This window comes from Cecembia sp. (assembly GCF_007126775.1).
Classification (GTDB): domain Bacteria; phylum Bacteroidota; class Bacteroidia; order Cytophagales; family Cyclobacteriaceae; genus Cecembia.
The window spans coordinates 1-15,380 of sequence record NZ_SLAP01000177.1; the positions used below are offsets into that span (position 1 = coordinate 1).

13 protein-coding genes are annotated in these 15,380 nt (G+C 42.1%); 3 read left to right on the plus strand and 10 right to left on the minus strand.

The window, feature by feature from the left end:
• From murG to mraZ, 9 genes are all read right to left on the minus strand, one after another.
• The coding region (gene murG, locus QZT73_RS11870; RefSeq protein WP_291788330.1) for an undecaprenyldiphospho-muramoylpentapeptide beta-N-acetylglucosaminyltransferase at positions 1-983 on the minus strand (983 nt) is incomplete at its 3' end.
• The gene (locus tag QZT73_RS11875; RefSeq protein ID WP_291779319.1) at positions 984-2,156 is read right to left on the minus strand and encodes an FtsW/RodA/SpoVE family cell cycle protein; all 1,173 of its coding nucleotides are present in this window, start codon (positions 2,154-2,156) and stop codon (positions 984-986) included.
• Positions 2,156-3,508 carry a UDP-N-acetylmuramoyl-L-alanine--D-glutamate ligase gene (gene murD / locus QZT73_RS11880; RefSeq protein WP_291788332.1) on the minus strand — a complete coding sequence of 451 codons (1,353 nt, stop codon included), beginning with the start codon at positions 3,506-3,508 and terminating at the stop codon, positions 2,156-2,158. Before murD ends, QZT73_RS11875 begins: the two co-directional genes overlap by 1 nt.
• Positions 3,509-4,720: a phospho-N-acetylmuramoyl-pentapeptide-transferase gene (mraY, locus tag QZT73_RS11885; protein ID WP_291779230.1), complete on the minus strand. Its 1,212-nt coding sequence runs from the start codon at positions 4,718-4,720 to the stop codon at positions 3,509-3,511.
• 2 nt (positions 4,721-4,722) lie between these two features.
• On the minus strand, positions 4,723-6,186 hold the full coding sequence (locus QZT73_RS11890) for a UDP-N-acetylmuramoyl-L-alanyl-D-glutamate--2,6-diaminopimelate ligase (RefSeq protein WP_291788335.1): 1,464 nt from the start codon (positions 6,184-6,186) through the stop codon (positions 4,723-4,725).
• Between the two features lies 1 nt (position 6,187).
• Complete coding sequence (locus QZT73_RS11895) at positions 6,188-8,293, minus strand: penicillin-binding protein (RefSeq protein ID WP_291779224.1); 2,106 nt, start codon at positions 8,291-8,293, stop codon at positions 6,188-6,190.
• The gene (locus tag QZT73_RS11900) at positions 8,290-8,670 is read right to left on the minus strand and encodes an FtsL-like putative cell division protein (protein ID WP_291779221.1); all 381 of its coding nucleotides are present in this window, start codon (positions 8,668-8,670) and stop codon (positions 8,290-8,292) included. Before QZT73_RS11900 ends, QZT73_RS11895 begins: the two co-directional genes overlap by 4 nt.
• 2 nt (positions 8,671-8,672) lie before the next feature.
• Complete coding sequence (rsmH, locus tag QZT73_RS11905) at positions 8,673-9,578, minus strand: 16S rRNA (cytosine(1402)-N(4))-methyltransferase RsmH (protein ID WP_291779219.1); 906 nt, start codon at positions 9,576-9,578, stop codon at positions 8,673-8,675.
• A 2-nt stretch (positions 9,579-9,580) separates the two neighbouring features.
• Complete coding sequence (gene mraZ, locus QZT73_RS11910; protein WP_291779316.1) at positions 9,581-10,021, minus strand: division/cell wall cluster transcriptional repressor MraZ; 441 nt, start codon at positions 10,019-10,021, stop codon at positions 9,581-9,583.
• Positions 10,022-10,479: 458 nt separating this feature from the next.
• On the opposite strand from mraZ, the gene QZT73_RS11915 reads away from it, so the two are divergent.
• Positions 10,480-11,715, plus strand: a complete 1,236-nt coding sequence (locus tag QZT73_RS11915; RefSeq protein ID WP_291788337.1) for a TlpA disulfide reductase family protein — start codon at positions 10,480-10,482, stop codon at positions 11,713-11,715.
• 33 nt (positions 11,716-11,748) lie between these two features.
• On the opposite strand, the gene QZT73_RS11920 is transcribed toward QZT73_RS11915, so the two are convergent.
• Positions 11,749-12,723, minus strand: coding sequence for a polyprenyl synthetase family protein (locus QZT73_RS11920; protein ID WP_291785188.1), 975 nt, complete (start codon positions 12,721-12,723; stop codon positions 11,749-11,751).
• A gap of 181 nt (positions 12,724-12,904) precedes the next feature.
• Here QZT73_RS11920 and QZT73_RS11925 point away from each other — a divergent pair, with 181 nt between their 5' ends.
• Positions 12,905-14,602, plus strand: coding sequence for a 1-acyl-sn-glycerol-3-phosphate acyltransferase (locus QZT73_RS11925; RefSeq protein ID WP_291788340.1), 1,698 nt, complete (start codon positions 12,905-12,907; stop codon positions 14,600-14,602).
• A partial coding sequence (locus QZT73_RS11930; RefSeq protein WP_291788344.1) for an NAD(P)-binding domain-containing protein occupies positions 14,580-15,380 on the plus strand: 801 nt, incomplete at its 3' end. The genes QZT73_RS11925 and QZT73_RS11930, both read left to right, overlap by 23 nt.

A 15,380-nucleotide genomic window follows, 5' to 3' on the forward strand; every position in this document is an offset into this window, starting at 1 on the left:
AATTTTCCGATGGCTTCGCTATCCTTGAGCAGGATCGCTGCCTCCTTCTGCACATAGGCCATGGCATTTTTGCTTTGATGGTCTTCTGCCACATTGGGAGATGGGATAAATATTACCGGTTTGCCCACCAAACTCAGCTCGGATACAGAAAGGGCCCCCGCTCTGGACACTATCAGGTCGGCAGCGGCATAAGCCAAATCCATCTCTTTGATAAATTCTCTGACATGGATATGCTTCAGGGCCGAAAGCTTGACCTTTTCAGCCATATCCTCATAATAAAATTTACCGCTTTGCCAGAGCAACTGATACCCCTCATCTTCAAAGGCCTTCATGTCTGCCAAAACTGCCCTGTTGATGGTTCTGGCTCCCAGGCTTCCACCCAAGACCAAAATGGTCTTCCGATCTGCATCGAGATCAAAATGTGCCCATGCTTTTTCTTTTTTACCGGAAAGGTCAAGGATATCCTTTCTTACCGGATTGCCCGTGTATTGGATCTTTTCTTTAGGGAAAAATTTATCCATCCCCAAATAGGCTACACATATACTTTTTGCCTTTTTTGCCAAAATTTTATTGGTCAGGCCCGCATAGGAATTCTGCTCCTGTATCAGCGTAGGAATTCCTCTTTTTTGCGCTGCATACAAAACCGGTCCACTGGCATATCCTCCAACACCTACCACAGCCTTGGGAGCAAATGCTTGCAGGATGTCCTTGGCCATCCCAAGACTCTTTAACAGTTTGAAGGGAAAACTCAGATTAGAAAGACTCAGACTTCTTTGAAGTCCTGCCACAGGCAGCCCTTTTATCTCATATCCTGCTTCTGGCACCTTGCTCATTTCCATTTTTCCATCTGCACCGACAAACAGGATTTTTGCTTCTGGATGCGCTTCTTTCCAGGCATTGGCTATGGCAATGGCAGGATAGATGTGGCCACCTGTCCCTCCTCCGCTTATTATGATGCTATATGTCTGTTGCGCTTCCTTCATTTAAACAACTGTTTGAAATGCTTTCCTTGGCTTATTCTTTTCTGTAGAACCTTCTATGGAATCTGCGTGATCCCCTCTTGATATGCTGAGTATAATACCCACCGAAAACCCTGTAAATACCAAAGAAGTACCTCCCATGCTCAGCAGGGGCAAGGGTAATCCCGTAATTGGGCCTAAACCTACCGCCACAGCCATATTGACCATCGCCTGAAGGACCAAGGCAAAGCTTAGTCCGGCTGATAGCAGCCCACCAAAGGGCTTGGTAGATGTGGCAACTATCCGCATCCCCCTGTAAAGCAGCGCCAGATAAAGAAACAATACCGTAGCACCTCCTATCAATCCATATTCTTCAATAATTATGGCATAAATGAAATCCGAGTAAGGGTGTGGAAGGGTATTTCTTTGCTCTGATTTCCCGGGGCCCTTCCCTGTCACCCCACCTGTAGAAATCGCTATAAATGACTGTTCAGCCTGAAATGGAATCTCCTCATTGGATGTGAACTTTTCTATCCTTGAAAAGAAAGTCCCTCCCCGCTGCCCTAAAAAGACAGATGCCGATAGAAATACTGCCCCGACCAAAACCACCGCCAAAATAAATTTGGCCGGTACCCTGCCAATAAACATCAGCAACAAGCAGGTGGCAAACAACAATAAAGCAGTGCTCATATTGGCAAGTCCTATCAGCATGGTGATAAAACCTATCACCAGGATCATGGGAAGGAATGCTCTTTTAAAATCTCCTATATCCTTTTGCTTTTTGGCCAATAAACTCGCTAAAGTGGCGATAAGCGCAAGTTTGGCAATATCAGATGGCTGAAAGGCTTTATTGATCCCAGGGATGGTCAACCACCGGTTGGCATCGTTGACAGTAGAGCCAAAAGCATATGTAATGAGCAACAAAGGGATGGAAACTGCCAGAAGGAATTTACCTATCAGTCCATAATATTTATAAGGTATTTTGTGGGCTACCCACATCACAATAAGGCCCATCGCCACCATCATGGAATGGTCAAGTAGGTATTTTTCAGTATTTCCGCCTGTATATTTATAGGCCAGTGAACCCGTTGCAGAATACACCACAAGAATGCTGATGATAGATAAAAGAATTACTATCCCCCAGATGATGGGATCTCCTTTTAAATTTCTGTCAATCCATTCTTTGAATCTTGCCATCATGCCTTTTGTAGTTTTAATTGGTATACGGCTTCTTTAAACTGCTCTCCTCTTTCCTCATAATTCCTGAAGAGATCAAAACTGGCACAAGCAGGTGATAGCAGAACCAAATCTCCTTCCTGGGCAAATTCCTGTGCCCATGTAACTGCTTGGACAATATCTTTGGTCTCTTTGATCTGATCAATTTTTCCTTGAAAAGCTTTTTTCAATTTCTCATTATCCAGACCCAAACAGATCAGCATTTTTACTTTGTCTTTGACCAAAGCATCCAATGCGCTGTAATCATTGCCCTTGTCAACCCCCCCTGCAATCCAAATAACTGCTTGCTGAAAGCTGTCCAGGGCAAAGGCAGTAGCATCTACATTGGTGCCTTTGCTGTCATTTATAAAAACAACTCCATTAATAGACGTTACGGGTTCCATGCGATGGGCAGCATTTTTGAAATCCTGCAAGCCTTCGCGGATGGCTTTTTCCCCAACACCGGCCAAAATGGCCCCTATTCCCGCCATCATGCTATTCAGCATATTGTGCTTCCCTTTAAGGATGATTTCATCCTTAGAAATGCCCATATTTTTATCATGGGCATTTATGGCCAAATTCTGTCCATCAAAATATCCGCCATGGATCTGTTTTGTATGCAGCGACACCAGGTATTTGGCAGCGGCTACTGGCTTGGCTTGCAGTCCTTTTTTACTCAGGATATCATCTGCATTTAGAATAACCGCCTGATTGGCATCCATTTTCTTGAACAATGACATTTTAGATGAAATGTAATTGTCCAATTGATAATCATAGCGGTCCAGATGGTCAGGAGTGATATTGGTCAACATCGCGATAGAGGGCTTAAAATTGATGAACCCATCAATCTGAAAACTGCTGGTTTCCAGCACCCACCAATCATGATCCTTATCTGCCAGTTGGGCTGCCCAGCTCCTTCCTACATTGCCTGCTAAACCTACATCAAGTCCCCCCTTTTTCAAGAGGTGGTAAGTAAGCATGGCAGTAGTAGTCTTGCCATTGGTTCCTGTCACCGCGATTACCTTCCCCTTAGAAAAGCGGTAGGCAAATTCCAATTCATCAATCACAGGTATGCCTTTATCCATGGCTGCTTTTACCACTTCGGCCTTGGGGGGAATTCCAGGACTTTTTATCAATTCCTCTGCGTCCAGTATCCTCCCCATATCATGTCCCCCTTCCTCGAAAGGTATAGCAGCTGATTCCAGCTTGGCTTTTCTGGCAGGATTGATACTGCCGGCCTCCGATACCCATACAGCATAGCCGAGCTTCACGGCCAGCAATGCTGCGCCGATTCCGCTTTCTCCTGCTCCCAATATGGATATCTTCCTTTTCATTTATCTTAGTTTCAATGTCGCCAAAGTGATAATTGCCAAAAGGATCCCCACAATCCAGAAACGGGTGGAAATTTTGGCTTCATGTATATTTTTCTTTTGGTAATGGTGGTGAAGCGGAGACATCAGAAATATCCTCCTGCCCTCTCCATATTTCCTTTTTGTATATTTAAAATAGCTGACCTGCATGATCACAGAAACATTTTCGATAACAAAAATCCCGCAAAGAACAGGCAACAAAAGTTCTTTTCTCAAAGCCAGGGAAAGTACTGCAATCACACCTCCAAGCATCAGACTACCGGTATCTCCCATAAATACCTGGGCCGGATAGGCATTGTACCATAGAAAGCCAATGCAAGCACCCACAAATGCCGAGCAAAAAATCACGAGCTCAGCGGAGTTTGGAATGAAAAAGACATTTAAATACTGTGAAAAAATGGCATTACCGGAAATGTATGCAAAAATGGCAATGGTCAGGCCTATAATGGCCGATGTACCTGCTGCCAGTCCGTCAATACCGTCTGTTATATTCGCTCCATTTGATATGGCTGTAATAATAAAAATCACTAACAAAATGTAAAGCACAGGTGTCATGCTTTCTCCAAGAAATCCTAAGAAATTCTCATAATTCAATTCATTGTTTTTGAGGAAAGGAATCGTGGTCTTGGCTACTTTCACATCCCTGAAGGCCGGAGTCTCCACCACGCCCTCTTCTATGGATACCGGGTTTGTAAATTCCCTTACCACAACCCCCTCATGAAAGTACAGGGTAACTCCTACAATGATACCTACAGTGATCTGCCCAATAATCTTAAACCTACCGGCCAGTCCCTCTTTATTTTTTTTGAAGACCTTAATATAATCATCCACAAATCCTATTCCCCCCAACCAAACAGTGGTGATCAGCAAAAGGATAATGTAAATATTATTGACATTGGCAAAAAGTAAAGTGGGAACGATAATCCCTGCTATCATCATAAGACCGCCCATGGTAGGTGTACCTTTTTTCTCCACCTGTCCGGTAAGTCCTAAGTCCCTTACAGTTTCTCCTATTTGCTTTTTCCTGATCCAATTGATGATGTTTTTGCCAAAAGTGATGGTTATTATCAAAGACAGCAATGCCGCCATACCTGCCCTGAAGGAGATATACTTGAAAACTCCGGTTCCCGGAATGTCCAAAACACTGTCCAGATATTCAAAAATCGGGTATAACATAGTTAACTTTTGTTCAACAAATTGAGCATCTCTTTTACTACCTTTCTATCATCAAAAGGATGCTTTACCCCTTTGATTTCCTGATAGGTTTCATGTCCCTTACCAGCGATCAGAATGATATCTCCTTTATTGGCCATCATTCCAGCCATCTTGATCGCTTCTCTACGGTCTTCTATGGCAATGGTCTTTTTGAAATCCACAGGATTGATACCTGCCTCCATCTCTCTGATGATGGATGTGGGTTCTTCATCCCTTGGATTATCTGAGGTTAAAATTACCTTATCGCTGAATTGGGTTGCAATCTTAGCCATGATAGGCCGCTTTGTCCTATCGCGGTTTCCGCCACAGCCTACAACAGTAATCACCTGTTCTCCTCCTGTTCTGACTCCTTTGATGGTCTTCAGGACATTTTCCAATGCGTCAGGAGTATGGGCATAATCTACTATGGCCGTGATTCCATGAATAGAAATCCTATCAAAACGCCCCTGGGCTCCCGGTACCTTGGATAACTGCATTAAGACCTCTTCTTCATCTTCTCCCAATAAAACCGCAGATCCAAAAACAGCCATCAAGTTATAAGCATTGAATTCACCGATCATCCTGAACCAGATCTGCCTGTTATTGATATCCAGTTCCAGTCCTTCTATGGTATTAGAAAGTATTTTGGCTTTATAATCAGCCGGATATTTCAATCCGAAGCTTTGATGTACAGCACGGCAATTCTGCAGCATCACCATCCCCCTTTTATCATCCGCATTGACGAGGGCAAAAGCATCTTTAGGCAATTCGTCAAAAAGCTTTTTCTTGGCCTTTATATAGGCATCAAAGGTGCCGTGATAATCCAAATGATCGTGGCTAATATTTGTAAATACCGCCCCTGTTAGATACAGTCCGGCAATTCGTTCCTGAACGATGGCGTGAGAGGACGCTTCCATAAAGCAATGGGTGCAACCTTCATCTAACATTTCCTGAAGCAATGCCTGAATAGCCAGTGCATCCGGTGTCGTATGTGTGGCAGGTACAACCCTGTCATTGATTTTATTCTCCACTGTGGAAAGAAGTCCCACATTATAGCCCATTTCTCTGAAAAGCTGATACAGCAAGGTGACTGTGCTGGTCTTACCATTGGTGCCGGTAACCGCGACCAACTTTAACTTCTCAGATGGATTTTCATAGAAATTTGAGGCCATTATACCCAAAGCTCTGGAAGAATCTGCAACCTCAACATAGGCCACTTCTTTGTTTAAAACAGCCGGTAGTTGCTCACAGATAATACAGGAAGCCCCTTTTTCCAGAGCGGTATCAATATACGCATGTCCATCTGTCTGCGTGCCTTTGATGGCCACAAAAGCAGCTCCCTTTTCCACCATTCGGCTATCAAATGCAAGCTGTTTTACCTCCACTTCCATATCTCCTATGGTAGAGGTCAAAGAGACTTTATACAGTATATCTTTCAGTGCCTTCATTTTATCCCAGAATCAGGTTGATGACATTATTTTGTTGAACAGGTGTCCCAGGGCTGATGGATTGGTTTCTCACTCTTCCTCTACCTTGGTACACCACCCTTAAACCTTTATTTTCCAATACATATAGGGCATCTCTCAAGGGAAGTCCGCTCACATCAGGTACCGTCGGCGCTTCAGTTGGCGTGGATTTCCATTGTATTGATTTGGATTGTGCTACAGATTTGACCCATCCTTCACCTTGACCATCGAAATGATTGGAAATCCCGAAAAGGTTACATATCATCTGCAGTTCATCTACTTTACCAGCCTGAATGTAAGGGAGTTCATTCCCTGCTTGGGCGATGTAATTTTCATCTGCTGTTTTTCTATTGATCTTTAAATCCTGCGCATAGATCTTATCTGCAATTTCCTTGAATACAGGAGCGGAAACATCCCCTCCATATGCATTGAAGCCCTTAGGGCTGTCTATCACAACAATGGCACTGTATTTTGGCTTATCCGCTGGAAAATAGCCTGCAAAGGAAGTATAATACCGCTGGGTATACCTTCCATCTACCAGTTTTTGAGCAGTTCCGGTCTTGCCTGCTATCCTGTACTCATCGGTATAGATATTTCGGGCTGTACCGTTTTCGACTACCCCTTCCAGGAGTTCCTGTAAGTTTTTGATGGTCTTTTCAGAGGCAATGGCCTTTCTAATTATCTCGGTCTGATACCTTTTCTCAATGGTATTCCCCCTGGCGATGGCCTGCACAAGCATAGGCTTGACTACCTTACCATTATTGGCAACGGCATTGTATAACATCAGGGTATGCATTGGTGTCAATTTGGCTTCGTAGCCAATAGACATCCAAGGCAAAGTGGTTCCATACCAATATTTTTCACTGGGTTTTTTGAAATATGGAGCACCTTCCCCTCGCAATTGAAACCCAATGGGCTGATCTAAACCAGCTTTTTCTACATAGGCCACAAACTTGGATGGGTATGGACCGAAATGTTGATCTACCAATTTAGAAATACCTACATTTGATGATTTTTCAAATGCCTCTTTTACGCTTATGACCCCGTATCCCCCATGTTTTACATCCCGCATGATCCGATCATAAAACCTAAAAGTGCCATTCCCAGTGTCTACCTTATCGCTGAGACTGACTTTACCTTCTTCAAGCAAAGCCATCATGCTAAGTAACTTAAATGTAGAACCCGGCTCCGTCAAACCCTGATCTCCTATTGCGAAATTATAGTTTTCACCATAGCTTCCATTTCTGTTCTTTTGTAAATTGGCAATGGCCTTTATATGCCCTGTTTCCACTTCCATGACAATGACACTTCCAAATTCAGCGTCTTTATTCATCAACTGCCTAAGTAAAGCAGACTCAGCAACATCCTGGATATTGACATCCAATGTGGTCAACACATCGTATCCATCATCTGGTTTGACATCTGCAGCATCAAAAACCGGTTTCCATGAACCACCGGCAATACGTTGGAACAAAGCCTTTCCATTTTTTCCTTCCAAATAGTCATTGAAACTGTATTCTATGCCCACCCCGTACTTATCTTCATTCAAAAATCCAACCGTTCTGCTGGCGAGGTTATTAAAGGGGCGGTAACGCTTTTCTACTTTTTCAAAAATAATCCCGCCTCCCATTCTACCATTTCGGAAAATAGGCCATTGAGACATTTTCTGCATGTCCTGATAACCAATCTGTCTTCTATTAAGTATGAGGTAACGCTTGCCATTACTTCTTGCATCAGAAATCATCCGCTTATAAGAATCTGAGGATCTGTCCCGGTAATAAGATGACAGCAACAAGGATAAAGAATCAATACCTGTCCTGAAAATATCATCCTTGGCTACCATGGGATCAAATACTACCCTGTAAAATGGCAAACTGGTAGCCAATAGGCTTCCATCCGCTGCATAAATATTCCCCCGGGTGGCACTCACTTGTCTGAACTGAAAATTCATCGATTCGGATTTTGCCGCCCATTTCTCCCCCTCCACAAATTGCAAATGAACAATCTTGTAAAAGATTGCACCTGCAATTAAGGCGACCGCTATAAAAGCAATCCTGACCCTCAACACTATGGAACGTTTGATATTCACTTTTTAGCTTTGATTTTGACTGGTGGCTCACTGATTTCTACTATTCCAAATGGCGCAATTTTCCTGGCCACCTCAGACTGTTTACTGCTCAACATATATTCTGCCTCCAGCGTGGTCACATCTGCTCTAAGGTCTTCCACTTCACGCTGTACTACTTCTATTTTCCGGATCAGGTTTTCTGCCCGGTGATTACTCCAGATATACACCAAAGCCAGTAAGGCCACGTACAAAAATGGCGGTACAAACTTTACAGGAATTCCTTCTCCTAAGAAGCCTTTTACATCCAGCTTTTCCTCAATAATGGTAAAGAGGTTTTTTCCACTGCTTTTTTGAGAGGCTCCCTTTTTGACTTTCTTCCTAAAAGTGTTCTGTTTCATCCTTACAGTTTTTTTGCAATCCTCAGTTTTGCACTCCTTGCACGGCTATTCTTTTCAATTTCTTCGATACCTGCAGTAATGGCTTTCCGGCTTACAGGTTCCAGTGGCCTGATCAGATTGCCGAAAAAATCCTTTTCAACCTCTCCTTGGAATTTACCCTTGTTGATAAAGTTTTTTACCAGCCTGTCCTCCAGAGAATGATAGCTCATGATGACCAATCTTCCCTCAGGTTTCAATACCTCCACCGTCTGCAACAACATTTCTTCCAATGCACCCATTTCATCATTTACTTCAATGCGAAGCGCCTGAAAGACCTGCGCAAAATATTTAAACTCCTTTCCACGAGGAGCGAAACGCTTCAAAAATTGCTTGAAACCCTCCGTGGTAGTAAAAGCTTGTAATGCCCTTTCGGCTACCACCGACTGGGCAAGCGTTTTGGCGTTTTTTACCTCTCCATATATTCCGAAGATCTTATGAAGACTGCTCTCCTCATAAGTATTCAGGATCTCTTTGGCCGTAAGTGAAGACGATTGACTCATTCGCATGTCCAATTCTCCTTCAAACCTGGTCGAAAAACCCCGCTGAGGTTCATCAATCTGATGGGATGAAATCCCTAAATCAGCCAGGATCCCATCAACTTTGGATACACTGTACAGCCTAAGGTATTTTTTAAAATCTCTAAAATTGGCCTGAATGAAAGTAAAGTGTGCATCTTCGGGGATGTTGGCCTCAGCGTCACTGTCTTGGTCAAAACCATAAAGGTGACCTCCTTGCAAATGCTTGAGTATTTCTCTGGCATGCCCGCCACCACCAAAAGTGAGGTCAACGTAAATTCCATTTGGGTCAATAGCCAAAGCCTCAATGCAGGGGCCAAGCATTACGGGAATATGGTAGTTTTGAACGGTCATGGCTAAGAGAGGTATTTATCCATCAACTGTGAAAGTTCAGCCTGGTCCGCGACTATATTCTGACGGTATTTTTCAGGACTCCATATTTCGATAAATCCACCGACTCCGATCAAAATTGCATCTTTGTCGATACCTGCCCACATTGAAAAAGTTTTGGGAATCAAAAAACGGCCTGCATTGTCCAACTCCACCTCAGTCATGCTCTCAAAAAAACTTCGCTTTATAAGCCTCTGTACCGGATCACGGTCAGAAAGTGAACTGATCTGATGTAATAGTTTCTTAAACTCAATTTGGGTGTACAACGCAAGACAGCCATCGTCTCCCTGTCGCAAAATGAGTTCGCTACCATTAGACTCTGGAATTGCCGCCTTGATTTTGGCAGGCAAAGCCAGACGTCCTTTGGCATCGACCTTACATTCATACCGACTGTTGAACATTCCCATGGGCTTATCTTGAGCTTGCTTTAAACACAAAAGTAAAAAAAGCTTTCACACATTCCACCACTTTCTCCCACTTTTCTCCACTTTTTTTTAAAACTATCTAAAAGTTTCAATTATCACAACAATTTTCTGAAAAATTACCCATTATTTATCTTGACTTCCAATAAGTTGGAAAATATTAAACAATAGTCAAAAAAGCTTTTTAATGATGAATTTTATAGATTTTTAAATAAAAAAAGAGATTAGAAGAGATTCAAACCCACTAAAAGACAAAATTAGGGATAAAAGTGGGAGAATTTCCCATAATTTTCATCTTTAAGTCTTGTATACGTCTGTTTAAAGACCGCTGGTAAAATAATTTTCAATATTTTTAAACAATTTGATGGTCAATTCCCTTTACCCTACCATATTTGTAGAGTTTAATTATCCGCAATCTCTTCTCTTACCTGAACCTGCTTATCATGACACAAAAAAATCTGTTTAAAATTCTATTTTCATTGCTTCTAGTAGGACTTTTTTCGTGCAATGAAAAACAAAAAAACGAATCTAAACTGCATGGTAATTACCACGCGGTGCTGAATATCAGCGATCATATTGTACCTTTTTTCTTAAATCTAAACCAGGTTGGTGAGAAATGGACTGCAGAAATCATCAATGGTGAAGAGGTTTTAGATTATGATGAAGTGTATCTGAAAGAAGACTCCCTCATAATTGTCATGGGAGTTTTCGATGCGGAAATCAGGGCAAAAGTAAATAAGGATGGAAGTCTTAGTGGGGAATTTGTGAAAAATAATGTCACTGGATATCGGATTCCTTTTGAAGCAAAAACAAACCCTGGGCAGCGATTCCCAACTGAGGCAGATCCCCAAACCGATTTTTCTGGGAAATGGAGGACGGTTTTCAAGGATGAAAAAGGGAATAACTATGATGCGATTGGTATTTTTGAACAAGAAGGCAAGCAAATCAAGGGTACCTTCTTGACCAAATTAGGGGATTATCGTTTTTTGGATGGCAATGTTGAGGGAAATACATTTTACCTCAGTGCCTTTGATGGAAGTCATGTCTATTATTTTGAAGGATCACTTAACAATGGGGAACAGCTTGAGGGTAAATTTAGAAGTGGTCCCAGATATGCAGAAAGCTTTACTGCGGTAAGGGACGATTCATTTGAACTTCCCGATGCTTATTCGCTCAATTATTTAAAACCAGGATTTGATAAACTTACATTCACTTTCCCTGACTTAGAAGGTAAACCGGTATCGTTAGAGGATGAGGCATATAAGAATAAAGTGGTTTTGGTACAGCTATTTGGCAGCTGGTGTCCTAATTGCATGGATGAAACCAAGTTTTTGGCAAATTGGTATAAAAACAACCAATCAAGGGGAATTAAAATCATCGCCTTGGCCTTTGAAAGCAAGCCTGATTTTGATTACGCCAGTAAGCGTGTGGCAAAAACCAAGGAGCGATTAGGTGCAGATTATACATTTCTTATCGCAGGGGAAAGCAATAAGGAAAAAGCATCTCAGGCCTTACCTGCATTGAATCAGGTTATTGCCTTCCCTACATTGATATACTTAGACAGAAATGGGAAGGTAGTAAAAATACATACCGGCTTCAATGGGCCCGGAACTGGAGATTACTATCAACAGTGGGTAGAAAGCCATGAAAACTTGATCAATGAATTGTTGGAAGGATAAGGAGGAAAGAAATTCTATCTTATAATTCCTTCGTTATTTCTTTCTTTCAATGGTATACCTTACTAGTCCATCCAGTGAGTTTTTGTAATCCGAATCAGGAAAGTCTGCCAATAAGGCCATGGCTTCTTCAAAATAATTGTTCATGACCCCTGTGGCATATCCGAGTCCTCCGGATTTTTTGACAAATTCAATTACTTGGTTTACCGCTTTTTTATCTTCGTTTTTATTTCGGATCAGGTAAATGATTTTTTTCTTTTCCATCCACGAGGCATTGTTTAAGGCATATATTAATGGTAAAGTCATTTTTTTTTCTTTAATATCAATACCAACAGGTTTGCCGATCTCATCTTCTCCATAATCGAAAAGATCATCTTTAATCTGAAAAGCCATCCCCACCTTTTCACCAAAATCCCTCATCTTATCAATCAATGTTGCATCTGCCCCCGAGGTTGCGGCACCTACCGCACAGCAGGAAGCAATAAGACTCGCTGTTTTTTGACGGATAATTTTATAATATACCTCTTCTGTAATGTCGAGTTTTCTTGCCTTGGCGATTTGTAATAGCTCTCCTTCAGACATCTCCCTTACTGCATTGGATACTATCTTAAGCAGATCAAAATCCCCATTGTCCACGCTGAGCAATAAGCCCCTGGAGAGGAGGTAATCCCCAACCAAAACGGCAATTTTATTTTTCCAAAGCGCATTGACAGAAAAAAATCCTCTTCTGTAGTTGGCATCATCTACCACGTCATCATGGACCAGAGTAGCTGTATGCAATAATTCGATAAGAGCGGCCCCCCTGTAAGAAGCCTCGGTGATCCCCCCACTTACGCCAGCTGTCAAAAACACAAACATAGGGCGCATCTGTTTGCCTTTCCTCCGCACGATATAATTGGTGATATGATCGAGAAGCTTGACTTTACTTTTCATAAAGTCTCTGAACTTCTTCTCGAATACCTCCATTTCGGTGGCTATAGGAGCTTGTATCTGTTTGAGGTCGGATTTCATAAAAGCATCAGGGTACAATAATACAATGGAATCGGGGCTGTACAAAACCCTTGTACCAATTTAATTTATACTTGAAACCCCTATTTGAATACAAACGTTTTGGATTCGCGCAATAAAATGAAAAAAGTCAGTCCACTCACGATTTTTATTATCTTTGCTTTTAGGTCAAAACTGAAAACACTTGGCGGAAGGATACATCAAGCATCAATATGAGCCTATTCTCCCTCAGAAGGATGAATGGCCGGTTGTCAAATTGAGCAAAACCAGAAAGGATTTTGTAAAGCGGGTGGCTGAAGCCAGCAAGAAATCTGTTCTTGAAATTACCGGCAATAACCTTGATCTTCTCAAAGAGGAACTGGAAACCACGCTTTATCGGGAGAAGCTGAGAATCAAACAGAATCCATGGGCCGTAGATCCGGATGATGAATCAGATTTTTGGAGGAATGTGAAGCACGTTCTGGTGCAGACAAGTTCGGATCCCCACCTGAATAAAAGTCAGAAAAAGAAAAAATACCTTGAGGTTCTGGATGATATTTCCATGAGGTATGCCGAAGAGATCGCAAGTAATTTTGTGCATACCCATTATAAAGTGACCAGAAGGATTGTTACTTATGGGTTTTCCAGACTTTTGAATGCAGCACGGGTCAAAGGCATCAAATCCCTTTTCAGCAATCAATATACTTTACAAGATAAAATACAAATCGTAGGAGAAACTGACCAGATCAGGGAACTGGCGTCCAAAGGGACCATTGTGATGGTCCCGACCCATTTTTCCAACTTGGACAGTATTCTTATCGGCTGGATCATATCCGTTTTGGGACTCCCTCCTTTTATATATGGTGCAGGACTTAACCTGTTCAATATTGGGATTTTCGCCTATTTCATGAATGCCTTAGGTGCTTATAAGGTAGATAGGAGGAAAAAGAACCTGCTTTACTTGGAGACCTTAAAAACCTATTCTTCTGAGGCCATCCAATTTGGAGTACATAGTCTTTTTTTTCCAGGAGGTACCCGCTCCCGAAGTGGGATGATTGAAAAGAAGTTAAAGCTAGGTTTGCTCAGTACAGCAGTTGAAGCGCAAAGATGTAATTATCAGCGGGGAGATAATGGATTAAGTGGTAAAGTCTTCATTGTGCCGGTGACGATCAATTACCATTTTGTTCTTGAAGCTCCAAGTTTGATTCAGGAACACTTGAGCATTACAGGTCAGGAACGTTATTATAAAGAGCGTGATGAGTTTTCCACCTCTTACAAGATTTCAAAATTCCTTGTCAAATTCTTTACCAAAGGATCGGATATTTCTGTGTCTATCGGAAAAGCAATGGATGTTTTGGGTAATTATGTGGACAATGCAGGAAACAGCTTTGATCGAAATGGCAGAAAAATAGATACCAGAGACTATTTTGTTTCCAATGGCAAAGTAACTGTAGATACCCAAAGAGAAGAAGAATATACACATCATTTAGGAAGGAGAATTGTAGAGGAGTTCCATATTAACAATAGGGTATTCAGCTCCCATTTAGTGGCATTTACTGCATTCCAGCTGATCAAAAGGGAAAACAGAAAACTTGACCTCTACAACCTTCTTCGATTACCTGAAGAAGATATCTTCTTGGTTTATGTAGAATTCAAAGAAGCCTGTGAAATGGTCCTTAAAAAGATTTTTGAACTGGAAGCGATGGGCAGGCTTCAGGTGGCACCCCACTTGCGACAGGATATCGATGAAATTATAAGCCACGGTCTTGACAACGTGGGCATGTATCATGCAAAAAGGCCATTGATCAAAAACAATAACGGGAATATAGAAACCCAAGATTTATCGGTTTTGCATTTTTACCACAACAGATTGATAGGATATGACCTTGAAAAGCTCTTCTAAAGAAAAATCAATAGGTGTAGTAGGTATGGGTAGTTTCGGTACTGCCATTGCCAATATATTAGCTGAAAAAAGCAAGGTTATTGCCTTTGCAAGAAGAGCAGAGGTAGTGGATGAAATCAATCATATGCATCAGGTCAATGGAGTGGCTATTGATCCGGGCATTAAGGGCACGCAGGATCCTGAATTTCTCTGTAATAACTGTAATACCATATTCTTCATGGTACCTTCCGCTGCTTTTCAAGAGGTCATCCGCTCATTTTCACCTTACCTCTATCCTTATCACCTGGTCATTCACGGTACCAAAGGATTATGCCTAAACTTACCAGATGGAAAAACATTGGAAGAGGTTAAGAAAATAAAGCGAGAAAATATCCTGACTATGAGTGAAGTGATCCTCAAAGAAACGGTCGCGGTACGCGTAGGCTGTCTGGCTGGGCCTAATTTGGCCAAAGAACTGTATTCAGGGCAACCTGCGGCAACTGTTGTGGCCAGTAAGTACAATGAAGTCATCTTAGAAGGTCAGCGCTTATTGCGAACCGATAAGTTTCAGGTCTATGGCAATTCAGATATCGTAGGGGTTGAGTTGAGCGGAGTCTTGAAAAACATCATTGCCATTGCTGCTGGGGCGTTGGCCGGTTTGGGATTGGGTGAAAATGCCAAGGGCCTTTTGATTTCCAGGGGAATGGTAGAATTGGTTTATTTGGGAAATGCGCTTGGGGGAAGCCTCAAATCTTTTATCGGACTAGCAGGAATTGGGGACCTGGTCACTACCTGTAAC